This is a genomic window from Arthrobacter sp. Hb9-2 (genome assembly GCF_059091165.1).
Genome location: NZ_JBNHGJ010000025.1, coordinates 33,925 through 57,017, shown reverse-complemented (window position 1 = coordinate 57,017; position 23,093 = coordinate 33,925). Strand labels below are relative to the sequence as shown.

General features: G+C 64.9%; 20 protein-coding genes and 1 tRNA gene. 8 read left to right on the top strand and 13 right to left on the bottom strand.

The window, feature by feature from the left end:
* Positions 1-72: 72 nt before the first annotated feature.
* Positions 73-1,185 carry an MraY family glycosyltransferase gene (locus tag AC5RV1_RS14505; protein WP_493946545.1) on the bottom strand — a complete coding sequence of 371 codons (1,113 nt, stop codon included), beginning with the start codon at positions 1,183-1,185 and terminating at the stop codon, positions 73-75.
* 286 nt (positions 1,186-1,471) lie between these two features.
* On the opposite strand from AC5RV1_RS14505, the gene AC5RV1_RS14500 reads away from it, so the two are divergent.
* Complete coding sequence (locus AC5RV1_RS14500) at positions 1,472-2,368, top strand: glycosyltransferase (protein ID WP_493995030.1); 897 nt, start codon at positions 1,472-1,474, stop codon at positions 2,366-2,368.
* Between the two features lie 25 nt (positions 2,369-2,393).
* On the opposite strand, the gene AC5RV1_RS14495 is transcribed toward AC5RV1_RS14500, so the two are convergent.
* The 10 genes from AC5RV1_RS14495 to argS all read right to left on the bottom strand — a co-directional run bounded on the left by AC5RV1_RS14495 (position 2,394) and on the right by argS (position 15,264).
* Entirely contained in the window at positions 2,394-3,167 is a 774-nt protein-coding gene (locus AC5RV1_RS14495; protein WP_493995029.1) for a WecB/TagA/CpsF family glycosyltransferase, read from the bottom strand.
* Positions 3,167-4,027 carry an L-threonylcarbamoyladenylate synthase gene (locus tag AC5RV1_RS14490; RefSeq protein WP_493995028.1) on the bottom strand — a complete coding sequence of 287 codons (861 nt, stop codon included), beginning with the start codon at positions 4,025-4,027 and terminating at the stop codon, positions 3,167-3,169. Before AC5RV1_RS14490 ends, AC5RV1_RS14495 begins: the two co-directional genes overlap by 1 nt.
* Positions 4,024-4,911 carry a peptide chain release factor N(5)-glutamine methyltransferase gene (prmC, locus tag AC5RV1_RS14485; RefSeq protein WP_493995027.1) on the bottom strand — a complete coding sequence of 296 codons (888 nt, stop codon included), beginning with the start codon at positions 4,909-4,911 and terminating at the stop codon, positions 4,024-4,026. Before prmC ends, AC5RV1_RS14490 begins: the two co-directional genes overlap by 4 nt.
* Before the next feature lie 12 nt (positions 4,912-4,923).
* Positions 4,924-5,997 (bottom strand): peptide chain release factor 1, encoded by a 1,074-nt coding sequence (prfA, locus tag AC5RV1_RS14480; RefSeq protein ID WP_493946550.1) that lies wholly within the window; start codon positions 5,995-5,997, stop codon positions 4,924-4,926.
* A gap of 235 nt (positions 5,998-6,232) precedes the next feature.
* Positions 6,233-8,410: a transcription termination factor Rho gene (gene rho, locus AC5RV1_RS14475; RefSeq protein ID WP_493995026.1), complete on the bottom strand. Its 2,178-nt coding sequence runs from the start codon at positions 8,408-8,410 to the stop codon at positions 6,233-6,235.
* Between the two features lie 295 nt (positions 8,411-8,705).
* Complete coding sequence (thrB, locus tag AC5RV1_RS14470; protein ID WP_493995025.1) at positions 8,706-9,680, bottom strand: homoserine kinase; 975 nt, start codon at positions 9,678-9,680, stop codon at positions 8,706-8,708.
* A 2-nt stretch (positions 9,681-9,682) separates the two neighbouring features.
* Positions 9,683-10,789, bottom strand: coding sequence for a threonine synthase (gene thrC / locus AC5RV1_RS14465; protein WP_493995024.1), 1,107 nt, complete (start codon positions 10,787-10,789; stop codon positions 9,683-9,685).
* Positions 10,790-12,118: a homoserine dehydrogenase gene (locus tag AC5RV1_RS14460; RefSeq protein ID WP_493995023.1), complete on the bottom strand. Its 1,329-nt coding sequence runs from the start codon at positions 12,116-12,118 to the stop codon at positions 10,790-10,792.
* The gene (gene lysA, locus AC5RV1_RS14455) at positions 12,119-13,594 is read right to left on the bottom strand and encodes a diaminopimelate decarboxylase (protein WP_493995022.1); all 1,476 of its coding nucleotides are present in this window, start codon (positions 13,592-13,594) and stop codon (positions 12,119-12,121) included.
* A 5-nt stretch (positions 13,595-13,599) separates the two neighbouring features.
* Entirely contained in the window at positions 13,600-15,264 is a 1,665-nt protein-coding gene (argS, locus tag AC5RV1_RS14450) for an arginine--tRNA ligase (RefSeq protein WP_493946556.1), read from the bottom strand.
* A gap of 174 nt (positions 15,265-15,438) precedes the next feature.
* Between argS and AC5RV1_RS14445 the strand changes: the two genes are divergently transcribed.
* The 4 genes from AC5RV1_RS14445 (at position 15,439) to AC5RV1_RS14430 (ending at position 18,521) form a co-directional block, all read left to right on the top strand.
* Positions 15,439-15,915 carry an FMN-binding protein gene (locus tag AC5RV1_RS14445; protein ID WP_493946557.1) on the top strand — a complete coding sequence of 159 codons (477 nt, stop codon included), beginning with the start codon at positions 15,439-15,441 and terminating at the stop codon, positions 15,913-15,915.
* Between the two features lie 3 nt (positions 15,916-15,918).
* The gene (locus AC5RV1_RS14440) at positions 15,919-16,791 is read left to right on the top strand and encodes an FAD:protein FMN transferase (protein WP_493995021.1); all 873 of its coding nucleotides are present in this window, start codon (positions 15,919-15,921) and stop codon (positions 16,789-16,791) included.
* Positions 16,788-18,332: a ferredoxin--NADP reductase gene (locus tag AC5RV1_RS14435; RefSeq protein WP_493995020.1), complete on the top strand. Its 1,545-nt coding sequence runs from the start codon at positions 16,788-16,790 to the stop codon at positions 18,330-18,332. Before AC5RV1_RS14440 ends, AC5RV1_RS14435 begins: the two co-directional genes overlap by 4 nt.
* Positions 18,333-18,445: 113 nt before the next feature.
* A tRNA-Arg gene (locus tag AC5RV1_RS14430) sits at positions 18,446-18,521 on the top strand.
* 184 nt (positions 18,522-18,705) lie between these two features.
* Here the strand turns inward: AC5RV1_RS14430 and AC5RV1_RS14425 are convergent.
* Positions 18,706-20,310 (bottom strand): HNH endonuclease signature motif containing protein, encoded by a 1,605-nt coding sequence (locus AC5RV1_RS14425; RefSeq protein ID WP_493995019.1) that lies wholly within the window; start codon positions 20,308-20,310, stop codon positions 18,706-18,708.
* A gap of 118 nt (positions 20,311-20,428) precedes the next feature.
* On the opposite strand from AC5RV1_RS14425, the gene AC5RV1_RS14420 reads away from it, so the two are divergent.
* Together AC5RV1_RS14420 and AC5RV1_RS14415 are read left to right on the top strand one after the other, a co-directional pair.
* Positions 20,429-21,481, top strand: a complete 1,053-nt coding sequence (locus AC5RV1_RS14420; protein WP_493995018.1) for a M4 family metallopeptidase — start codon at positions 20,429-20,431, stop codon at positions 21,479-21,481.
* A gap of 59 nt (positions 21,482-21,540) precedes the next feature.
* The gene (locus tag AC5RV1_RS14415) at positions 21,541-21,861 is read left to right on the top strand and encodes a protealysin inhibitor emfourin (RefSeq protein WP_493995017.1); all 321 of its coding nucleotides are present in this window, start codon (positions 21,541-21,543) and stop codon (positions 21,859-21,861) included.
* Positions 21,862-21,870: 9 nt separating this feature from the next.
* Here AC5RV1_RS14415 and AC5RV1_RS14410 read toward each other — a convergent pair whose 3' ends face one another.
* On the bottom strand, positions 21,871-22,839 hold the full coding sequence (locus AC5RV1_RS14410) for a GlxA family transcriptional regulator (protein ID WP_493995016.1): 969 nt from the start codon (positions 22,837-22,839) through the stop codon (positions 21,871-21,873).
* Positions 22,840-22,920: 81 nt separating this feature from the next.
* Here AC5RV1_RS14410 and AC5RV1_RS14405 point away from each other — a divergent pair, with 81 nt between their 5' ends.
* A complete protein-coding gene (locus AC5RV1_RS14405; protein WP_205484217.1) occupies positions 22,921-23,088 on the top strand; it encodes a hypothetical protein in 168 nt (55 codons plus the stop codon).
* The last annotated feature ends 5 nt before the right edge of the window (positions 23,089-23,093 follow it).

Genomic DNA, 23,093 nt, shown 5'->3' with positions numbered 1-23,093 from the left:
GGAGGCAGGTTGGAGGGGCAGCTTTGGCTGCCCCTAAATTCTACATGAGATAGAAATATTTCTGCACAGGGGTTACGCCCGGGTTTCCTCGCCCCGCCGGGCCAGGTACGGCCAGGCGGTGATGAGGCCCATCACCAGCGTGGCGAAGATGTCCACGGACAGCACGATTTGCCAGGGGAAGATCGCGAAGGCAAGTCCCCCGAAGGACAGGATGCCGGTCCAGAGGTACATCAGGATGACGGCGGTGCGGTGCGAGTATCCGATGTCCAGCAGCTTGTGGTGCAGGTGGCCCCGGTCTGCGGACCAGGGCGAACGGCCCCGGGCAGTGCGCCGGACCACCGCTAGGCCAAGGTCCAGTAGCGGCAGGAAGAGGACGGCGAACGGAAGCAGGATGGGTATCACCGTGGAGATACCGTTGGCCCGGTCGTAGAGGCCCGAGGTGATTTGACCTGTGGACACCACGCCGGCTGAGGCCATGAGCAGGCCGATCAGCATTGCCCCGGAGTCACCCATAAAGATCTTGGACGGAAACCAGTTGTGGGGCAGGAAGCCCAGGCAGCTGCCCACCAGGACAGCGGTAATCAAGGTGGCGAGATCCGAGTAGTCCAGCAGCACCGCGTTGCGGTGGACCCAATACGCCGTGAAGAAGAAGGCCGTACCGCCGATGACCGCCACTCCGGCCGCCAGCCCGTCCAGGCCATCAATGAAGTTGAAGGCATTCATGGTGGTCACGATCAGACCGGCGGTCAGCACTACCCGGAGGGTCTCGTTTTCCAGGTAGATGGGCTCAGGAACCCACGGGACAATGGTCATCTGGACTCCCCAGATGGCCACTGTGAGGCCTGCGGCGCTTTGGCCAATCAGCTTCACCCACCAGCGGATGTCCAGCAGGTCATCCGCGACGCCCACCAGGACGATGACGGCTGCACCGGCGAGCACGCCCCAGGGCGAGAAGTTGTTCCGGTAGATGTCCTTAACAAAGAAGGACTGGCTGGCCACGATGAGCGCCACCAGGATTCCAAGGAAGATGGCCACGCCGCCCAGCCGGGACACGGGAATGGAATGCATGTCGCGGCTGCGGATGGGCAGGTGCAGCTCCAGCCGGTGGCCGACGATCCGGGCACCCCAGGTGGCAAAATAGGACACCACGGCAGCGGTCAGCCCCATCAGCAGGTACATGATCATGGGGCGATGGCCGATTCAAAGGTGTTACTTAAGCCGGACAACCGTATTGGTGGATGGTCCGTGGTCGGTGGGCTCACTGGCCGGGAATCTGTTCTTCGATAAATGAAACTTCTCCGTCGCCGAGCGCGCAGCAGGCAGTGCGTTTTTTCTTGTACGCGGTGCCTTACAGGGCTGTATTACAGTGGACTCTAGTCAAAGATACTAGCGCCAACAGCACCATGGCTTCGCGCCACACTGGCGCATTGCGAGCGGGGAAATCCCTGTCAGCCATGCTGAAAGGACCCCCATGACCCCCCGCGTAGCAGTTGCCGCCGTGACATTCGACCGGCCGAAAGAACTTGCTGTCCTGCTGGATTCGATCAACAACCAGACGGCACCGGTGGACACGATCTGCCTGGTTGACAGTGGCAAAACGCCGGCGCTGGACGTGGCCGCGAAGCACCCGAACGTTGACTACGTCCGTTCCGAAGCAAACCTCGGCGGCGCGGGCGGCTTCTCCCTGGCGGCGCTCAAGGCGGTCGCCAGCGGCGCCAAATGGATCTGGATGATGGACGACGACGCCGAACCGGCCGATCCCGAATGCCTCGCCACGCTGCTCCGGGAGGCTGAGGCGCGCGACCTGGAGGCGGTGGTTCCCTTGGTGACAGCGCCCGGCCAGCCGGACCGGCTTTCCTTCTTCTTCCGCCTGGACGGCAAGGTCACGCACAGCCGTGCCGAGGTGGAGAAGATCGGCTTCCTTCCGAACGACGGACACTTTTTCAACGGCGCCCTGATCCGTTCTGACGTCTTCTTCAAGGTGGGCCTGCCGGACATGCGCCTGTTCATTCGCGGCGATGAGGTGGATTTCACCATCCGACTCCGCAAGGCAGGCGTCCGCTTCGGCACGGTGACCACAACCGCAATCACGCATCCACACGCATTTACCGAGACGCAGCACGTATTCGGGGCCCGCTGGCACGTCATTGTTCCGGAGTCCGCCTTCAAGAGGTACTACTACTACCGGAACCGCGGCTACCTGATCCGCCGCTATTTCCGCGTCCGGTCCTTCGTGGCCGACGTCGGCGGCTACCTGGGCTATTTCGCACAGCGTCGGGACCTTCCTGGATTCCTGGGCTGGGCCAGGTCCTTCACCACCGGCCTCCGTGGCAAAGGCTTCGCGCCGCTGGAGGACCAGAAGTTCTAGGGTGCAGCTCCCTGTTCCGGCGCTTCTACCTTTGGCGCTTGAGCATCTGCCGCTTCAACCCGCGGCCTGCCAGGAGCCACAGCAGGACCCAGGGCTCGCCGAGCACCCGGTAGGCAACGCGCCGTGGATGAAGCAGCAGGCGCCAGGCCCACTCAAGTCCCATTCGGCCCAGCCAACGCGGTGCGAGCTTCTGGAAGCCGGCCAACTGCTCGATAGCTCCACCCACCGCGCAGTAGATGGCCGGCGGCATGTCGCCCAGGCGCCGCTCCAGGACCTTTTCCTGCAGCGGCATGCCCAGCCCAAGGAGAACCAGCTGCGGCTGCTGCAGGTGAAGCCATGCCACTGCCTTGTCTTCGAGCTCCCCATTCCAGCCCTCGCCCGGGAAGCCTGAGACACGGGCACCAGGAACGATGGATTGGAGTTTCCGGACGGCTCCGGCGTTAGCCTCGGCTCCGGCACCCAGCACCGCGATCCGCTCGAGTCCCTGCACCTGGTCCAGGGCGGGCAGCCAGTCGGTGGAGCCCAGCCGGTAGTCCATCACCGGGCCTTCGGCCTTGCCGGTCCTCCCCCACAACCAGAGCACGGGGGCACCGTCCAGCAAGACCACATCGCTCCGCTGGTATAACTTGCTGAAGCCCTCATCCGAAAGGGTCAGCGTGACGCTGTGCAGGTTGTGGCCCAGGATCGTCCGCGTTGACCCTTCCTGAACGAATTGGTTGAGTTCCTCCACGAGTTCAGGAACCCGCAGCGGTGTGGCGTCAACCTCCAGGACGGGAATCCGCTGGCGGTCCAGCGTCATCAAGGCCGGGAGTCCCGGTCTGGTGCCGGGGCGGCGGGGACTTCAGCTGCTCCCGGGGCTTCGGGCTTTACCACCGATGAACCCGAGGGTGCCTCTGCCACCGGGGCTGCTTCAACCGGTGCTGATTCAACCGGTGCATCTGCCACTGGGGCTGCTTCCACCGGTGCTGCTTCCACCGGTTCCTCGTCCGCCATGGGAATCTCGCCGAGTCCCAGGACACCCGGCACATGTTCGCGGAGCTGGTCGAGGCTCACTGCGCCGTTACGGACCACGCGCAGGCGGGGGCCGGTGGCGTCAACGATGGTGGAAGGTACTGCTGCCTCACCTTCGAGCGGCCGGAAGCCGCCTTCGAGGTAGACCTCCACGGAGTCCGCCAGCTGCTCGCGTGCGGCGGCCGCTGTCTGTCCAGGAGCATGGCCGGTACGGTTGGCGGATGAAACAGCCAGCGGGCCGGTGAGTGTAAGTAGTTCCTGGGCGATTTCGTCGTCGGGCATCCGCAGCGCCACCGTGCCCTTGGTCTCGCCAAGGTCCCAGTCCAGGGACGGCTGGGCGTGCAGGATGAGGGTCAGGCCACCCGGCCAGAACGCCTCGGCAAGCTTTCGTGCGTCTGCAGATACGTCGGTGGCGAGTCCGTCGAGGGCGTTGACGCGGGGAATCAGCACGGGCGGCGGCATAGTGCGGCTGCGTCCCTTTGACACCAGCAGCATGGTGACGGCCTGCGGCGAGAAGGCGTCGGCGGCAATGCCGTAGACGGTATCCGTGGGAAATACCACGCACTTCTTTTCGCTGATGGCCCGTTGGGCGTGTTCAAGGCCCTGGGCGCGCTCGTCGTCGCTGGTGCAGTTATAGGTTGTGGTCACTCGCCTATTCTTTCATTCCCTGGGTCCGGATCCGCGAGCAGGGCGCTGGTGGCGCGCTCCTTGCCGTTGAGGTCCAGATGCGTCCTGATAGTGGTCCAGTTCCCGGTCCTTGCCAGCATGGCCGAGATCCAGCCTGCCTGGACTTCTGCATGTTCCATCACGAAGTAGCCTCCGGGCCGAAGCAGGCGGGCAGCCGAGGCTGCTGCCGCCGTCGGAAGTTCCATGCCGTCCGCTCCCCCGCCGTACAGCGCTTCGGGGGGATCATGCAGGGCGACTTCCGGCTCAATGGGAACGGCCTCTGCCGGGATGTAGGGCGGGTTGGAAACCACGACGTCGAAGGTCCCGTTGAGTTCCGGCAGCGCGTCGCGCAGGTCCCCGAGGATGAGATGGACGCCCAACGGGGCCAGGTTTTTTGCCGCCCAGGCGTGCGCGAACGGACTGAACTCGACGGCATGCACCTCGGCGCCTGGCACTTCGTGGGCGATGGAGCCCGCGATGGCGCCCGAACCGGTCCCGAGGTCAACGATCCGCGGGTGCGGCATGTCCTTGACGTGGTCGATCACCAGCTGCGCCACGGATTCGGTCTCGGGGCGGGGCACGAAAACGCCGGGGCCCACGGCCAGCTCCAGGTACCGGAAATGCGCCACTCCGGTGATGTGCTGCAGCGGAATCCGGCTGGCCCGCTCTGCGACCAGGGCCGCATAGCCCTCCGGGGCAGGAGCGTCCCCCAGCATCAAGGCCCGCAGTCGGCCCAGCCCAACGTTCAGCAGATGGTCGGCGAGCAGCTCGGCGTCCACCCGCGGACTGGGTACGCCGGCATCACGCAGGATGTCCGTTGCCGCGCTGACGGCATCCGCGAGCGACTGGCCTGGCCCGAGTGTCATACGGCGGAACGGCTAGTCGCCGATGGCGTCCAGGCGGGCCTGTTCGTCCATCTCGATTGCGGACTGGATAACCGGCTCCAGATCACCGTTCATCACCTGGTCCAGGTTGTATGCCTTGTAGCCGGTGCGGTGGTCCGCGATCCGGTTTTCGGGGTAGTTGTAGGTGCGGATGCGCTCGGAGCGGTCCATGGTGCGGATCTGCGACTTCCGCTGGGCGGAGTTTTCGGCGTCGATCTGCTCCTGCTGGTGCGCCAGGATGCGTGCCCGGAGCACGCGCATGCCTGCTTCGCGGTTCTGCAGCTGCGATTTCTCGTTCTGCATGGCCACCACGATGCCGGTGGGAAGGTGGGTGATGCGCACGGCAGAATCAGTTGTATTCACGGACTGGCCGCCGGGACCGGACGAACGGTAGACGTCGATCTTGAGGTCGTTCTGGTTGATCTCAAGCTCTTCAGGCTCATCCACTTCGGGCAGGACCAGCACGCCGGCAGCAGACGTATGGATGCGGCCCTGGGACTCCGTCACAGGAACGCGCTGCACCCGGTGGACGCCGCCTTCAAACTTGAGCCGCGCGAAAACGCCCTCAGCCGGATCGTTGGAACTGCCCTTCACGGCAACCTGCACGTCCTTGTAGCCGCCAAGGTCTGATTCCGTGGCAGAAATAATTTCGGTCTTCCAGCCGCGCGACTCCGCATAGCGGGTGTACATCCGCAGGAGGTCGGCAGCGAACAGGGCAGCCTCGTCACCGCCTTCGCCGCCCTTGACCTCAAGGATCACGTTGCGGGCGTCGTCAGGATCGCGGGGAATGAGCAGGCGGCGCAGTTTCGCCGCAGCAACCTCGAGCGCCTCTTCCAGTTCAGGCACCTCAGCCGCAAATTCAGGATCCTCGTCAGCCATCTCCTTGGCAGCGGCCAAGTCATCGCGGATGCCTTCCCACTTGTGATAGGCCTCAACAATGCCATTGAGCTGAGCCGAACGTCGCCCAAGCTTCCGGGCGAGCCTCTGATCAGCATAAACAGCAGGATCCCCCAGCTGCGCCTGGATAGCATCATGCTCATCAAGCAGGCCCTGTACGGACTCAAACATCTATAAACCTCTTTCGACTTGTACAAGTCTAGTAATGCCACAAGCTGGGCGAGAAGCAGGACGGTGACGCAACGACGCAAGCCGCGCGGATTTTCCGCCCGGGAGTGGCATCGGGCCTGCCGGAGCGTGGCGGCTCACGTCCGTCAGGACTGAGCCGCCACGCGAAGGGGCGGGGGCGGAACATCCGCGCGGCACCCAGCCGCACGAACCTTCCGACACCCCGCCCCGAACTCAGCTACTTGTCGTTGTCCGACTTCGCACCAAGCGTCGTCTTTTGAACCTGCATGAGGAACTCGACGTTGCTCTGGGTTTCCCGGATCTTGTTGGTCAGGAGTTCAAGGCTTTGCTGGGTCTCGAGTCCGGAGAGGACGCGGCGCAACTTCCACATGATCTTGACTTCCTCGGGCGAGAGCAGGTTCTCCTCCCGGCGGGTGCCGGACGCGTTGACGTCCACGGCCGGGAAGATGCGCTTGTCTGCCAGCTGGCGGGACAGGCGTAGCTCCATGTTGCCGGTGCCCTTGAACTCTTCGAAGATGACTTCGTCCATCTTGGAACCGGTCTCCACGAGGGCGGTGGCCAGGATGGTGAGCGAGCCGCCGTTTTCGATGTTGCGGGCTGCACCGAAGAAGCGCTTGGGCGGGTACAGTGCTGCGGAATCCACACCACCGGACAGGATGCGGCCGGAGGCCGGCGCTGCCAGGTTGTAGGCGCGGCCCAGGCGGGTCATGGAGTCCAGCAGGACCACCACGTCCATGCCCATTTCCACGAGGCGCTTGGCGCGTTCGATGGAGAGCTCGGCCACGGTGGTGTGGTCGTCGGCGGGACGGTCGAAGGTGGAGGCGATGACCTCACCCTTGACCGTGCGCTGCATGTCCGTCACTTCTTCGGGGCGTTCGTCAACCAGCACCATCATGAGGTGGACCTCAGGGTTGTTGGTGGTGATCGCGTTGGCGATGGACTGCAGGATGAGCGTCTTGCCGGCCTTCGGCGGGGAGACGATCAGGCCGCGCTGGCCCTTGCCGATCGGGGCAACCAGGTCGATGACGCGGGGGCCGATCTTCTTGGGGTCTGTCTCGAGGCGCAAGCGCTCCGACGGGTACAGCGGCACCAGCTTCGCAAACTCAACACGGTCCTTGAGTTCCTCGGAGGTCTTGCCGTTGACGGAGGTGACGCGGACCAAGGCGTTGAACTTCTGGCGGGCCGACTGCTGGCTGCGGTCTTCGCCGTCACGCGGAGCGCGGATGGCGCCAACCACTGCGTCGCCCTTGCGGAGGTTGTACTTCTTGACCTGGGCGAGGGAGACATAAACATCGTTCGGGCCGGGGAGGTAGCCGGAGGTGCGGATGAACGCGTAGTTCTCCAGGACGTCCAGGATGCCGGCAACGGGCAGCAGGACGTCGTCCTCAGTTACCTCGACGTCGTCGACGTCCGGTCCCTGGGCGCGTCCGCGACGGCGGTCATTGCGGTCGCGGAAGCGGTCGTTGCGTGAGCTGCTGTCACGGTCCTGGCCGCCTGAGCGGTCATTCCGGTCATTCCGGTCGTTGCGGTCGCGGCGGTTGCGCCGGTTGCGGCGGCTGCCGCCATCGGCGTCGTCGCTGTCGCGGTTGTCATCGCGGCGGGTGCCTTCACGCTGGCCGGCCTCGCGGCTACCTGCGTTGTCACGGCCGCTGTCGGCGTTCTCGCGTGCTGCGTTATCACGGCCGCGGGTGCGTCCCCCTTCGCGGCGGTCGGTGCGCTGCGCGGCTTCGCCGGCTTCAGCATCCGTACGCTCGGTGCGTTCTTCCGTCTGCGGTTCTGCAGCGGCTTGCGCTGCGGCGCGCTGCTCGCCGTCGGCCTGTTCTGCCGGGGCCTCCACACCTTCTGCGCCCTGCGGCGCGGTTGCGGCTGCCTCACCGCGGCGGCGGTTACGGGTACGCGGCTGGCGACGCTCAGCTGCGCCTTCGGCCGCTTCGGGAGCCTCGGCGGCGGCCGGAGCCTCAACCGGAGCGGCGGTGCTGGTTTCCGCAGCAGCCTGCTCGGCGGCTGCGGGTGCTACCACTCCGTCGCTGACGGCACGGCGGCTGCGGCCACGGCCACGGGCCCGCGTTCCTTCTGCGGGAGCTTCGGTTGCGTCAGCAGTCGGAGCGGACACCGCCGGAACAACTGCCGGCGCGGACACGTTCCCAACGGCCTTTTCAGCTGCCTTGGCCGGAGCCTTGGTCATGGGTGTACCGGCACGGTGGGCGGAAATGGCTGATACCAGGTCCCCCTTGCGCATCCGGGAACCGCCAGAAATGCCGAGCTGGCTGGCAAGAGCCTGCAGCTGGGCGAGCTTGAGGCCGGCAAGGCCGCTGCTCTTGGCGGGTGCGGCCGGTGATTCGGCAGCAGAAGATGATAGTTCCACAGCTGGCGACAGCTCAGTGGTTTCGGTCACGAAGGATCCTTCCCCCTCGACGGCGTCCAGACTGGGAGCTGGACGCGATGATTTGATCTGGGCTGCAGTTCAGATCTGCAGCCGGATTGTTCGGCCTTGCCGGTTGGATATCGGCCAGCAGGGCCGGATACTAATTCACCTTGCGCTCCGCGATGGTGGAACGCCGGACTGACGCTTCAGGGGCAGTTTGAGTGCTGCAGATTCCTGCGACAGACCAAGCAGGTGGCACCGGAATACATTGCGCAGTAAGAGACCAAGCGGCAACTAAGTGCAATAGCAGATCAGATAGGCGGAATTACCGCCGGTGCAACTCCACCTTAGCACCTTCAACGTCCACTGCCAGCTTCAGAACACGCCACCCGATGTCCGGCGTGTTTGCTGCAGTGAACTCCTCGATAAAACCAACGACGGCGGCCGCTTCAGTTTGTCCGTCTGCCAGAACCAGCACGGTGGGCCCGGCGCCGGACACCACTGCTGCATGCCCGGCCGTACGAAGCGCTGAAATCAATGCAGCGCTTGGACGCATGGCCTCTGCACGGTAGCTCTGGTGGAGGTAGTCCTCGGTACCGGCCAGCAGGAATTGGGGCTTGCTGGTCAATGCATGGATCAAGAGGGCCGCCCGTCCGGCATTCATTGCAGCGGCGTGGTGCCCCACCGAGGCCGGCAGCAACGCCCGCGCGGCTTCCGTCGACAGCTCGAAATCGGGAACGGCCACCACCGGAACCACCGTTTCGGACACCGTCGCACTGGTGCTGCTGTACTGGTCACTGTCCTGCCAGGAGAGCGCCAGACCGCCGAAAATGGCCGGTGCCACGTTGTCAGGGTGCCCTTCCAGCTCGCTGGTGAGCTGAAGGATCCAGTCCTTCCCGCGGCGGCTTGCCTCAGGCACCAGCGCGTTCGCCGCGGAAACGGCTGCCACCACGGCCGATGCGGACGAGCCCAGCCCTCGTCCGTGGGGATTGACGTTGTCCGCCGTCACCTTCAGGCCGCCGTGCCGGAAGCCCAGCCGTTCGAAAGCCGCTTCCATGGCGCGGATGACCAGGTGGCTGGCGTCCCGAGGAAGGGTGTCCGCGCCTTCGCCGCGGAGATCGAACAGGAGCTCCTCGGATTCAAGGCTCTCCACCGTCAGCGTGTCATGCAGCGCCAGAGCCAGGCCCAGGCTGTCGTAACCGGGACCAAGGTTGGCTGTGGTGCCGGGAACCCGGACGGTGACCCGTTGTCCGGGCTCAATAAGCTGCAGTCCGACGGCGGTCTGCGAGGTGGTGTCCAAGGTTATTTTTCTTCCAGTCCCAGTTCAGCAGCAACGGTAACCACGTCATTGGAAACCTTGACCGGCTGCACGTCGCTGCCGTCCTCGGTACGCAGGGCCCACTGGGGGTCCTTGAGGCCGTGGCCGGTGACGGTGATGACGATCGTCTTCCCGGAAGGAACCTCGCCTGCGGCATGCTTCTTCAGCAGGCCAGCCACACCGGCGGCGGAACCGGGTTCAACAAAGACACCTTCGCGCGAGGACAGCCAGCGGTGCGCGTTGAGGATTTCCTCGTCGGTGACGGCGTCGATGAGTCCGCCGGATTCGTCGCGGGCGCCAATGGCGCCGTCCCAGGATGCAGGGTTGCCGATCCGAATGGCCGTGGCGATGGTGTCAGGCTCGGTGATGGGGTGGCCCGCAACGAAGGGTGCTGCCCCCGCTGCCTGAAAACCCCACATGGCAGGCGTTTTGGTGGACACAGCGGGAAGCGTGCCGGCCGTTGCGGACTCGAACGGAGCGGAGTACTCCTTGTAGCCCTTCCAGTAGGCCGTGATGTTTCCGGCGTTGCCAACCGGCAGGACGTGGATGTCCGGAGCGTCGCCCAGTGCGTCAACGATCTCGAACGCACCGGTCTTCTGTCCCTGGATACGGGCAGGGTTGACTGAATTGACCAGGAAGACCGGGTAGGACTCCCCCAACTTCCGTGCAATATCCAGGCAGTTGTCGAAGTTGCCGTCCACCTGGAGCAGGGTTGCACCGTGGGCGATGGCCTGGCTGAGCTTGCCCATGGAGATCTTGCCCTCGGGCACCAGCACCGCACACTTCAGGCCTGCGGCCGTGGCGTATGCAGCGGCAGAAGCGGACGTGTTGCCGGTGGAGGCGCACACCACGGCTTGGGCTCCGGATGCGACGGCGGCCGTCATGGCCATGGTCATGCCGCGGTCCTTGAACGAGCCGGTGGGGTTCATGCCCTCCACCTTGAGGTACACCTTGGAGCCGGTAAGCTCCGAGAGCTTCTGCGCGTGCACCAGCGGGGTGCCGCCCTCGCCCAGGGTGATCACCCTGGTGGATTCCGTCACGGGCAGACGGTCAGCGTATTCGCGGATAACGCCGCGCCATTGGTGAGCCACTTAGACTCCTTCTACCCGCAGAACGGATGTAACTGAATTGATGACGTCCAGGCCCTTCACGGCCTCGACGGTGGCTGCAAGGGCAGCCTCTGACGCGCGGTGGGTGACAATCCGCAGTTCGGCGGACTCCACGTTGGACTCAGCGTCGCGGTGGATGGTCTGCCGCATGATTTCGATGGAGACGCCGTGCTCGGCAAAGAGCTGGGCGATCCTGGCCAGGACGCCGGGCTGGTCAGCGACGTCCAGCCCGATGTAGTAACTGGTGACGGCAGCGTCGATCGGCAGCGCCGGAACGTGTCCGGTGGTGGTTTCCGTTCGGCCGGGGCCGCCGAGGACCAGGCTGCGCGCGGCGGACACCAGATCACCCAGGACGGCGGAGGCGGTGGGGGTACCGCCGGCTCCCTGGCCGTAGAACATCAGCTCGCCTGCATTCTCCGCTTCGATGAATACGGCGTTGAAGGCGCCATGAACGGCAGCCAGCGGGTGCTCGCGGGGAAGCAGCGTGGGGTGCACGCGGACGGAGACTCCGCCGCCGCCGTCTGTTTCCGTGCCTGTAGCGGGAAGCTTTTCCGCAATGGCCAGCAGCTTGATGACAAAACCGGCGTCCTTGGCGGCAGCAATGTCCGCCGCGGTGACGGAGCTGATCCCTTCGCAGTGGACGTTCTCCAGGGCGAACCGGGTGTGGAACGACAGCGAGGCGAGGATGGCGGCCTTCGCGGCAGCATCGTGGCCTTCGACGTCGGCGGTGGGATCGGCCTCCGCGTAACCGAGGCGCTGTGCTTCGGCGAGGGCGTCGGCAAACTGGGCACCGGTGGTGTCCATTTGGTCAAGGATGAAATTGGTGGTGCCGTTGACAATGCCCAGGACGCGGGTGATGCGGTCACCCGCGAGGCTGTCGCGGATGGGGCGCAGGATGGGGATGGCTCCGGCGACCGCGGCCTCATAGGAGAGCTGCACGCCCGCCTTGTCAGCCTCTTCATGAAGGATAGGGCCGTCCTGTGCCAGGAGCGCCTTGTTCCCAGTGACAACGCAGGCGCCATTGCGAAGGGCGGACAGGATCAGTGTGCGGGCAGGTTCAATGCCGCCCATCAGCTCGATCACGAGGTCCGCGTCCTTGACGAGGGTGTCGGCGTCGGTGGTGAAAAGTTCCTGCGGAAGGTCCACATCGCGCTTCGTGTGGACGTTGCGCACGGCGATGCCGCTCAGCTCCAGCTTCGCGCCCGTCCGCGCGGCAAGGGTGTCGGCGTCCTCAATGAGAATCCGCGCAACCTGGGCCCCAACGTTGCCACAGCCCAGCAGGGCCACTTTCAGGGTTCGCAATTCAGTCATTCAGACTCCCATGTCGCGGTTCAGCAGATCTTCTTCGGTTTCCCCGCGGACAATCAGCCGGGCAGATCCATCGCGCACCGCGACAACGCCCGGCCGGGCCAGATAGTTGTAGTTGCTTGACAGGGCCCAGCAGTAGGCGCCGGTCCCCGGTACAGCAAGCAGATCACCGGCTGCCACGTCCTCGGGCAGATATACATCTCTAACAACTATGTCGCCGCTCTCGCAATGTTTGCCCACCACGCGGGACAGCTGCGGTGCGGCGGCAGACGTCCGGGAAGCTACGACAGCCGAATAATCCGCGTCGTAGAGCACCGGGCGGGCGTTGTCGCTCATGCCGCCGTCCACCGACACATAGCGGCGCGGATACGTAACGTTGTCACCGGCGTCACCGGCTTCGGCCGAGGCCGGCACGTCGACACGAACGGTCTTGAGCGTCCCCACCTCGTACAGCGTGAAGGTGGTGCTGCCTACGATGGCGCGCCCCGGCTCGATGGAGATGCGGGGCGAGTCGATGCCGAGCTTTGCGCAGGTGGAGCGGACGACGGCGGCCATCGCCTGGGCGATCTCGGCCGGCGGGCGCGGGGTGTCCACAGGGGTGTAGGCAATGCCGTAGCCCCCGCCGAGGTCCAGCTCCGGAAGGACGATGGAGTATTTGCGCTGCATGGCGTCAAGGAAGGTCAGGAGCTTCTCCGCGGCCAGCGCGAAGCCGTCCGGTTCGAAGATCTGCGAGCCAATGTGGCAGTGCAGCCCGAGCAGCTCGATGCTGTGGTAGGCCGTGGCAGCGGCAACTGCCTCTTCAGCAGCTGAAAGGCCTGCTTCATCCGTGGTGTCCCCGGCCATGGAGAGCCCGAACTTCTGGTCCTCGTGCGCAGTGGCGATGAATTCGTGGGTGTGCGCGTGGACGCCCGGCGTCAGCCGGAGCATGACCTTTGCGGTTTCGCCCCGTCCGGAGGCAATTTTGGCAACGCGGTCCAGCTCGTCGAGGCTGTCCACCACGATGCGGCCCACCTGCATGTCGAGGGCACGGCGGATTTCGGCGTCCGACTTGTTGTTGCCGTGCAGGCCCAGGTGGGCGCCGGCAATGCCCGCCCGGGCAGCTACGGCGAGTTCGCCGCCGGAGCAGGTGTCGAGCCGGAGGCCTTCCTCAGCCACCCAGGTTGCCACTGCCGTGCAGAGGAATGATTTACCGGCGTAGTAGACGTCCACTCCCCCGCAGATGTCCGCGAACGCGTCGTCGAACGCATCCTTGAACCCCCGCGCACGGGAGCGGAAGTCCGCCTCGCTCATCACGAACAGGGGCGTGCCGAACTGTTCCTTCAGCTCGGCGACCGGAATGCCGTCGATGGTCACCTGGCCCGCGCCGGTCCGGGTAACGTCCTTTGCCCACATTGAGGGGATCAGTGTGTTCAGGTCCTCCGGGACCGAGAGCCATTCGGGGGCGAGCGGAGAGGCTGCGCTCTTGTGCGCGTCGTTCATGCCAATCACATCCGTTCCGGCGCGGAAACGCCGAGCAGGTCAAGGCCGTTGGCCAGCACCTGGCTCGTGGCGTCGTTGAGCCAGAGGCGGGTGCGGTTGACATCGGTCACCGCCTCGTCACCCATGGGTGCGATGCGGCAGGCGTCGTACCAGCGGTGGTAGGCGCCGGCGATGGTTTCGAGGTGCCGCGCCACCCGGTGGGGTTCCCGCAGTTCCGCGGCCTTCGCAACGATCGACGGGTAGCTGCCCAGGTACGAGAGAAGTTCGTTCTCCGTGGCGTGGTCCAGGAGCGAGGCGTCGAAGCTGTCTTTGCCGTTTACGCGGCGCTCCACGCCGGCGTCGACGGCATTTCGGGCCGCACCGCGGGACCGGGCGTGGGCGTACTGCACGTAGAACACCGGGTTCTCGTTGCTGTGCTTCTTCAGCAGCTCCGGGTCAAGGGTCAGGGGGGAATCTGCCGGGAACCGGGCGAGGGAGTAGCGGACTGCATCCTTGCCGAGCCAATCGATCAGGTCCTTCAGCTCGATAATGTTGCCTGCGCGCTTGGACAGCTTGGCGCCGTTCACTGATACCAGCTGGCCAATCAGCACCTCGATGTTCACCTCGGGGTCATCCCCCGCACAGGCGGCGATGGCCTTGAGCCGGTTGATGTAGCCGTGGTGGTCCGCGCCGAGCAGGTAGATCTTTTCCGTGAAGCCGCGGTCCTTCTTTGAGAGATAGTAGGCGGCATCCGCAGCGAAGTAGGTGGGCTCGCCGTTGGCGCGGATCATCACCCGGTCCTTGTCGTCGCCAAAGTCGGTGGTGCGCAGCCAGACCGCACCGCCGTCGTCGAACACGTGGCCCTGCTCGCGAAGGCGGGCAACGGCACTCTCAATCGCGCCGGCGTCGTGCAGTTCCTGTTCTGAAAAGAACACGTCGAACTCAACACCAAAGTCCGCGAGGGTGGCCTTGATGTCCTTCATCTGCGCCTTGTAGGCGGCTGCGCGGATGACCGGAAGGGCAGCAACTTCGGTCAGTTCGCGGATGTCAGGGTGCTCGGTGAGGACCTCGTGGCCCAGGTCTGCGATGTACTGTCCCGGGTAGCCGCCGTCAGGAACGGGCAGGCCGTGCAGCCGGGAGTACACCGAGTTGGCGAAGACATTCATCTGCGAGCCGGCGTCGTTGATGTAGTACTCAGCGGTGACGTCGGCACCGGAGGCGCGCAGCACGCGGGCGATGGAATCGCCCAGGGCGGCCCACCGGGTGTGCCCAATGTGAAGGGGTCCGGTGGGGTTGGCCGAGACGAATTCCATATTGACTGTGTGGCCGGCGAGCGCGTTGTTGGTCCCGTACTGCTGTCCGGCTTCGACGATCACCTTGGCCAGGGCGCCGGCCGTTGCCGCGTCCACGGTAATGTTCAGGAACCCGGGCCCCGCGATGTCCACGGCGGAGACGCCGTCGATAGACTTCAGCCGCGCGCTCAGCACGGTGGCGAATTCGCGGGGGTTGGTGCCGGCCTGCTTGGCAAGCTGAAGGGCGATGTTGGTGGCCCAGTCGCCGTGGTCCCGGTTCTTTGGCCGCTCCACTCGTACCTCGTCTGGCACTGCTGATGACGAAAGGGCAATCTCACCGGCGTCGACGGCGTCTTTCAGGCAGGCGGATATGGCGAGGGAGAGTTCTTCGGGAGTCACCCCTCTAGCCTACCGGGGGCCAGTGACAGCAAAAGAATTGGGACTTTTTCCGGCGCCACAGCTGTTCCACAGGAAATCCACAAGGCAGCTACAAGTTGAACCAATACGCTGGGTTCATCGTTGACACCACCGTAAGCACCGTCCCAAACACTTAGCCGAAATGAGAGCCTTCCTATGAGACCGTCAGTCCGCAAGAGTGTTTTCGCTGGAATCGCCGGCCTTTCCCTCGCCGGAACGGTGGCCGGTTGCGCGCCGTCCGCCACTGAGAGCACGCCCCCCGCCCCCGCGGGCAACGCTTCGGAAACTTCCGCCGCCACGCCGTCGGCAGGAGCCTCATCTCCGGGCACCAGCGGCTCCACGTACAAAGACGGCACGTACAGCGCCGACGGAAACTACGTCTCCCCGAACGGCACCGAGACAGTTGGGGTCGAACTCACCCTTGCCGGGGGCACGGTTACCGCTGTGGACATCACCCAGCATCCCTCGAATCCCAACACCCGCAAGTTCCAGGGTGAGTTCGCCGGCGGGATCGCCGATCAGGTGGTGGGCAAGAACATCGACGAGCTCAACGTCTCGAAGGTTGCCGGTTCCTCGCTGACCAGCGGTGGATTCAACCAGGCCGTGGAACAGATTAAATCGGAGGCGCAGTAGAAGGTGCCGGGCGCGGACTGGGAGGACTTTGCGTTCGAGGGAATCGGCACGCATTGGGAAATCTCCACGCCTCTTCCGCTTGACGAGCCAATGCGGAAACGGCTCCTTGGCCGGGTGGAGAAGTTCGACGCCGACTGGTCCCGTTTCCGATCCGATTCCCGCGTCAGCTTCATGGCACGGGAGCCCGGGCGGTATGGGTTTCCGGAGGAGGCCGAGAGGCTTGGCCCGCTGTACAGGACGCTTTACGGACTGACCGACGGGGCCATGACCCCGCTGATCGGCGCCTCCCTGGAGCGGCTGGGGTACGACGCCGGATACTCCCTCAAGCCCTCAGGATCCCCGTTGCCGGCGCCCCGCTGGGACCGGGTCCTCGAGTGGTCGGGAACCACCATCACCACCACTTCACCGGTGGTTCTGGATATCGGGGCGGCAGGCAAGGGCCTGCTGGTGGATCTGTTGGCCGATGAACTGGGCGCTGAAGGGATTGATTCCTTCGTCATTGACGGCAGCGGCGACCTGCTTGCAAGGGGCCCCCGATCCACCCAGGTGGCTTTGGAGCATCCTTACAATCCGGCTCAGGCAATCGGAATCGTTCCCCTCGCCGGGCGGGCGCTTTGTGCCTCGGCGTCAAACCGGCGGGCCTGGGGCGACGGCCTGCACCATGTGCTGGACGGAACAACGGGGCAGCCGGTGAGGACCGCCGTCGCCACCTGGGTCCTCGCAGACAGCGCCATGCTGGCGGATGCCCTGGCCACCGCGCTTTTCTTCGCGCCGGGCGCCCGGTTGGAGCAAGAGTTCGATTTCTCCTGGCTGACCGTATTCTCCGACGGGAGCGCGGCCCACTCCGCGGAGTTTGAAGGGAGACTGTTCACATGAGCCCTGTGGAAACGCCGAAAGCCAGGCCCGCCCCCTCCGTGGCTGCACGGCTGGACACCGTGCTTGGCCGGTTCACGATGTACCGGCTCATCCTCCTGGTCCTTGCAGGCCTGGCCGCTTACAGCCTCTTGCTCGACGCCCTGGGCTGGCTGACATTTGGCATTCCTGAGATGCTGGCGCACCTGGTGCTGTGCCTTGGCCTGACCTATGCCTCAAACAGGGCATTGGCAGCAATTTTCCACGTGCGGCCCCACTCAGAGTCCTCGCTCATCACCGGACTGCTGTTGTACTTCCTGTTCTGGCCTTCCTTCGCGCCGATGGATCTGGCGGGCGTGGCGTTGGCCTGCGTCCTGGCGTCGGCATCAAAGTATGCGCTCGCGTGGCGCGGCCGCCACGTCTTCAACCCCGCCGCTGCGGGAGCCTTCGTGGTTGGGCTCACCGGGCTCAACATTGCGACGTGGTGGGCAGCTACCCCTGCCATGCTGTGGCTGCTGGTGCCCGGCGTTCTCCTGGTCCTGTACCGGACGCGCAAGTTCCTGATGGCCTCGGTCTTCCTCATCGTCGCCTGCGCCATCATCACGGCGGAACTCCTCCAGTCGGGCATGTCCGTTGGGATGGCGTTGTGGCAGTCATTGGCGCAGCGGCCGTTGCTGTTCTTTGTAGGATTTATGCTCACCGAGCCGCTGACACTGCCGCCGCGCAGGTGGCAGCAACTGGCACTCGCGGCTGTGGTCGGCGTGGTGTTTGCGGTCCCGTACAACTTTGGTTTCCTCGCGAACTCTCCCGAGACCGCGCTGCTGCTTGGCAATCTTCTCGCCTTTATGGTGGGCCAGCGGGGCGGCGTGAAGCTGAAATTCAGCGGAACCAGGCCACTGACGCCCAGCACTACGGAATTTTCCTTCGAGCCCTCCCGGCCTGTCCGCTTTGTGCCGGGGCAATACATGGAGCTGGACCTTCCGCATGCGAAGTCGGACGGAAAAGGACGACGCCGGGTGTTCAGTTTGACGGGCGCCCCGGCTGACCGCCTGGTTAAGTTCGGCGTGCGGACTGCTGAGCCCGTGTCTGCGGCCAAGAAGGCCCTTCTTTCGCTGAAGCCTGGCGACGAACTGACAGCCACTGCCGTTGGAGGGGACTTCATCCTCCCCCGCGACCCCCGCAAGCCGGTCCTGCTGATTGCTGCAGGAATCGGGATCACGCCTTTCCTTTCACACATCTCTTCCGGAGGCTTAGAGGATCGCGATGCGGTGCTCCTGCTGCTGGCCAGAAGTGCTGACGAGATTGCCTATGCGGAAGAACTGAAGGATGCAGGCGTTCGTGTGGTGGCCAGGATTGCCGACGGTTCCCAGCCGCCGTCGCATATAAGTGTTTTCCCGGCCGATGCTGCCAGGGTGGACGGCGAAGCTCTCAGTGCGGCGATTCCCGACATCGCCGAGCGCGAGGTTTTCATCTCGGGCTCACCAGCGAGTGTCGCTTCGCTGCGCCGGGCGGCAAAGGAAGCCGGGGCCAGGCGCGTGCACGTGGACTCGTTCTCGGGCTACTGATTTAGGCGTTTACTAGCGTTCAGGTGAGCGTTGGAGTGGCGATTTTCCCTTGCAGGCCACCTTACTGCTAAGCTCTAGGACGTCCCGTCAGCAACGGCGGGATTCCCCGGATTGCCCTCGTAGCTCAGGGGATAGAGCGTCTGCCTCCGGAGCAGAAGGTCGTAGGTTCGAATCCTATCGAGGGCACCATCACCAGAAGCACCCCGGTCCACCGACCGGGGTGCTTCTCTTTGCCCGAGAAGGTTCCTTTCCCGTGCTGCGGTTCCCGGTGATCATGGTCGCCTCGACCCTCAGGCTCGCCGCATCAAAACAAGTGCGGACGCCGCCAGCACGCGATGCCATCAGTGAGGGCCGCTTCATCGCCCACCCTTCGTCACCTCACGCCCGCACTCGCTTCGCATGCCATCGCCCACCAGACGTCTTCCGGGAGAGGGTCCTTCGGCAGCCTGTATCCGCGCAGGAACCAGTCGGCAAAGGTGTCTTGTGGCAGCTCCTCGTGCCAGAACAGGTCTTCAGCAGGCAGGTCCTCGGGTGGAGGCCTGCGTTGGGCGAGTTGGGCGGACGGCCGCCCGTCACCAGAGAGGTCATCAGGCACCATGACCTTCGCTGACAAGACAGACTCCGGCCAGTGTGGTGGTTCCCAGTCTTGGTGTTCGCTTTTGTAGTGCCTGCCGGTGGGTGAGGTCCAGCCGGGTGGTTCGGTTGTGGTGGCTGGTGTTGGTTTCCAGCCGCTGGTGTGGCGGAGTTTGTGGTGCTTTGGGCAGGGCTGGCCCAGGTTCGATATTCCGGTGGTGCCGCCTTGGTGCCAGGCGAGGAGGTGGTCGGCTTCGTTGTCCAGGGAGTTGTTGCTGCAGCCGGGAAACGGGCATTTACCGTCCCGCAGCCGCAGCCAGTTCCGCATCGCTTTGGTCAGCCGGTAGCTGGTCCGGCCGATCTCCAACGGTGCCCCGTCCCGCGGATCGATCAGTACCCGGTAGAACGAGTCCGCCCCGTTGGCGACCAGGTTCTGTGCCATCGAGGCGGGGATCGGGCCGTGCCCGTCGAGCACCGCCGGTTCATCGGTCAGACCCAGCAGGGAGAACACGGGAACGGTGACCAGCACCTGCGCCCGGGGTGCGGGGATCTCGGTGGTAGTGCCCAGAAGCCAGCCCGCAGCGACATCCGCCCAGAGCTGGGTGAGGGTCCGGGACTCGGCAGGGCCCTGCAAGCCCCGCGCTGCCGCCGTCAGCCGGTCCCAGATGGCGGACGCCTGGTCCGCGTGCAGACACGCGGCGACCCAGCCCATCCCGTCACCATCAAGCCAGTACTCGACCCGCCGGTCCGCCACACTCCGAGCGTGCCGCTGCTCCAGGCTCTCCGGGTGATGGCGTTCCCGCCAGGCCCGGGCCTTGGCTTTGAACCGGTACGCCGGCATCTCCCCGACCATGGCGGCTGCTCCCGGTTTCGGCGTGTCCCGGTCCAGGAAATGCGCCTCCAACGCCGCCGCCCCGGCAGGGTCAAGGCTCGCGGCCTGGTCCACCATGGTCCGGGCGTGCGCCCAGGAAACCGTCCCGGCCTGCAAAGCAGCCAGGGTCCGGGGCAAGGAGCTGGTCAGGGCATGGGAATCGGCGATCAGGGCACCGGCGGCCCGGTCACCGATCGCCAGCACACACCCCACCTCAGCCACCAAACTCCGCTCCTGCGCCGCCACCTCATACGGCGACGAAACCGGAGCGTTCAACGCTTTCGTGGCCCCTGCAAACACCGCCACCGCCTGCGCCTTCACCGCCGCCAGCTTCGCTTCCGACCGGGCCACCCCGGCCAGGACATCCAAAGCCCCATCAGCAACCCGCTGCAACGGATCATCAGACTCAACTGCGAAGGCAGGATCAGCGGCACCGGAGACAGCTGTATCGCCGCCAGCGAGCACCGCAACAAACGCCGCGACAGCAGCCACAACGGCCGCCTCCGCCTGTGCCACTGCCGCGTTCGTATCCATACCCCCATCATGGCGAGGGGGTCTGACATTGTTCGTTTTACCGAAGGACGACGTGCGCCTGCGCCGCTTTGTCAGTGCCCCCTCGTAGTCTGAATTCACCAAGTTGAGGGGGTACGCCATGCACGTTCCGTTCTGTTCCATCATTCCGCCCTACCTGTTGAGGCGGCTGGCCAGGCAGGACGCTCCGGAGTTTTCTGCGGCAGCAAGGGCCGCCAAAGAAGCCTTGGGACATGTCCGCTCGGTCCACGCGGCCCGCACGCAGGCAGCCCCCGATGTCCCGGCGGGAGTGCGTCAGGCCAAGCCAGGACCATCGAACCGCTCGGTTTTCGACGCCGGCGGTTCAGAAGTCCTTCCGGGCAAACTCGTGCGAAAGGAGGGCGAGTCCGCCACGGGGGATCCTGCAACGGATGAGGCCTACGACGGGCTGGGCCACACGCATCGCCTCTACGCCGACGTCTTCGGAAGGAACTCGATCGACGGCCGCGGGCTGCCCTTGAACGCCACGGTGCACTTCGGAAAACTCTACGACAACGCGTTTTGGGACGGGACGCAGATGGTCTTTGGCGACGGCGATGGGGAGGTCTTCGAGCGGTTCACCAGGTCCATCAGCGTCATCGGGCACGAGCTTGCCCACGGGGTTACCCAGTACTCGGCCGCGCTGGTGTACCGGAACCAGGCCGGAGCCATCAATGAGTCAATGTCGGATGTTTTCGGTGCCCTTGTGGAGCAGTACGTGAAGAACCAATCAGCGGCAGAGGCCAGCTGGCTCATAGGCGAGGGCCTCTTCACGCCTCAGGTGGAGGGGCGCGCCCTGCGTTCCATGAAGGCCCCGGGAACCGCGTACGACGACGACGTGCTGGGCAAGGATCCCCAGCCGGATTCCATGGACTCTTACGTGAGAACCAGCGCCGACAATGGCGGTGTCCACATCAACTCAGGCATCCCCAACCGGGCTTTCTACCTGGTGGCGGAAAAGCTGGGCGGGAACGCCTGGGACTCCCCCGGGCGCATTTGGTACGAGACGCTCACCAGCGGTGATTTGCCCACCGGCGCGACCTTCACTGTATTCGCGCGCGCCACTGCCGCTACCGCTGCGGAGCTTTTCGGTTCTGATTCAAAAGAGCATGACGCCGTGCGGAACGCGTGGGAAACTGTGAAGGTCAAGCTTTAACGGGTCGCCTGGCTGCCGTACTTCGGGCCACCAGGCTCGAACCAGCCAGGAACCAGGCTATGAAGATCAGTGTGCAGCGCACCGGCGGGATCGCGGCGATGACTCGGGTTTGGACGGTAAACGCCGAGTCCGAGAAGGCCAGGAATCAATGGCAGCCCATCGTCGAAGCATGCCCTTGGGACGCCGTGCCCAGAACACCACGAGCCGCCGCGGCGGAATACTCAGGAGCCCAGCCGGACCGTTTCATCTACTCCATACGTGCAGGGCAGCACCGGGCAGCCCTGCCTGAGCAGGCCGTCACCGGTCCCTGGCGGGTGCTGGTGGACAGCACGCGGGCAGCCGCGGAGGAGTCACGCGCGGCACAGCGCCGGGATACTTGAAGCCCGGAGCTAACCAACTTCTGCCAGCTGTCCGCGGAAGGCCCGCCGGTAGGACTGCGGGCTGGTGTCCAGGACTTTTGCAAAATGGTGCCTCAGCAGCACCGGATGCCCAAATCCGGACTCGCGCGCGATCTCATCGATGTTCAGGTCGGTCGACTCGAGAAGTTCCTGGGCGCGGAGCACCCGTTGGGAATTAAGCCAGGCCGCCGGCGTTGCACCGGTTTCCGACCGGAACTTCCGGGCGAAAGTCCTCGCGGACATGTGCACCCGGGCCGCCAGTTCGCCCACGGTGTGTTCTCGGTCCAGGTGCTCCACCATCCAGCGGAGGAGTTCCTCCATCGGCGCCGAGCCACAGGTGGGCATGGGCCGGTCGATAAACTGTGCCTGGCCGCCGTCCCGGTGCGGGGGAACCACCATGTCGCGGGCTATCGCGGCGGCCACGTGTGCGCCCAGTTCCACGCGCACCAGGTGCAGGCAGGCATCGATCCCGGCGGCCGTACCGGCGGAGGAGATGATGTTGCCGTCCTGGACGTACAGGACATTCTCGTCCACGTGCACGCGGGGGTATTCGGCAGCCAGTTGACCTGAATAGTGCCAGTGTGTGGTGCAGCGGCGGCCGTCCAGGAGGCCCGCACGGGCCAAGGCGAAAGCTCCTGAGCAGATGGACATGACCCACGCTCCCCTTTCGTCCGCCGCCCGAAGCGCCTCAAGGACGGACACCGGCAGGTCATCGTCCCGGCCGTACGGAGCCATGATCACCAGGTCCGCGTCGGCAGTGGCTTCCAGCCCCAGGCCCACATTCATGGACAGGCCGGACTTGAGGGGGACATCCCCCGGGACCGGCGTGCAGACACGGAAGTCAAAAGCCGGGACACCGCTCCCCCGCCCGGACCTGTCGATGCCAAACACTTCGCAGGCAGTGCCAAATTCGAACATCGAGAAGTTGGGAACCACGATGACGGCTACTGTTTTCAGCATGCTTCCATTGTGGCAGGAATTATAGCTTTTTGGGCATTTCTGCCACTTTTTCTTGGTAGCAGGTAGGAGAAGCATGGAGGCATGGAAATCCTCACAACCGCCCTCATCGTCCTGCTGCTCCTCGTATTCGCCGCCACTGTGTCGGCCCTCCTGCGTGACGGGCGGGGGCACACGCCTCCCGTCGAATCGCATGAAGCATGGTCCGCCCTGGACCTTCCCAGCACCAACTACACGCTCCGCATTTTCTAGGCCCA

Coding starts and splice junctions, on each gene's coding strand:
- AC5RV1_RS14505 (WP_493946545.1), bottom strand. CDS start 1,185: ATGATCATGTACCTGCTGATGGGGCTGACCGCTGCCGTGGTGTCCTAT.
- AC5RV1_RS14500 (WP_493995030.1), top strand. CDS start 1,472: ATGACCCCCCGCGTAGCAGTTGCCGCCGTGACATTCGACCGGCCGAAA.
- AC5RV1_RS14495 (WP_493995029.1), bottom strand. CDS start 3,167: ATGACGCTGGACCGCCAGCGGATTCCCGTCCTGGAGGTTGACGCCACA.
- prmC (WP_493995027.1), bottom strand. CDS start 4,911: ATGACACTCGGGCCAGGCCAGTCGCTCGCGGATGCCGTCAGCGCGGCA.
- prfA (WP_493946550.1), bottom strand. CDS start 5,997: ATGTTTGAGTCCGTACAGGGCCTGCTTGATGAGCATGATGCTATCCAG.
- AC5RV1_RS14460 (WP_493995023.1), bottom strand. CDS start 12,118: ATGACTGAATTGCGAACCCTGAAAGTGGCCCTGCTGGGCTGTGGCAAC.
- lysA (WP_493995022.1), bottom strand. CDS start 13,594: ATGAACGACGCGCACAAGAGCGCAGCCTCTCCGCTCGCCCCCGAATGG.
- AC5RV1_RS14445 (WP_493946557.1), top strand. CDS start 15,439: ATGAGACCGTCAGTCCGCAAGAGTGTTTTCGCTGGAATCGCCGGCCTT.
- AC5RV1_RS14435 (WP_493995020.1), top strand. CDS start 16,788: ATGAGCCCTGTGGAAACGCCGAAAGCCAGGCCCGCCCCCTCCGTGGCT.
- AC5RV1_RS14425 (WP_493995019.1), bottom strand. CDS start 20,310: ATGGATACGAACGCGGCAGTGGCACAGGCGGAGGCGGCCGTTGTGGCT.
- AC5RV1_RS14420 (WP_493995018.1), top strand. CDS start 20,429: ATGCACGTTCCGTTCTGTTCCATCATTCCGCCCTACCTGTTGAGGCGG.
- AC5RV1_RS14415 (WP_493995017.1), top strand. CDS start 21,541: ATGAAGATCAGTGTGCAGCGCACCGGCGGGATCGCGGCGATGACTCGG.
- AC5RV1_RS14410 (WP_493995016.1), bottom strand. CDS start 22,839: ATGCTGAAAACAGTAGCCGTCATCGTGGTTCCCAACTTCTCGATGTTC.
- AC5RV1_RS14405 (WP_205484217.1), top strand. CDS start 22,921: ATGGAAATCCTCACAACCGCCCTCATCGTCCTGCTGCTCCTCGTATTC.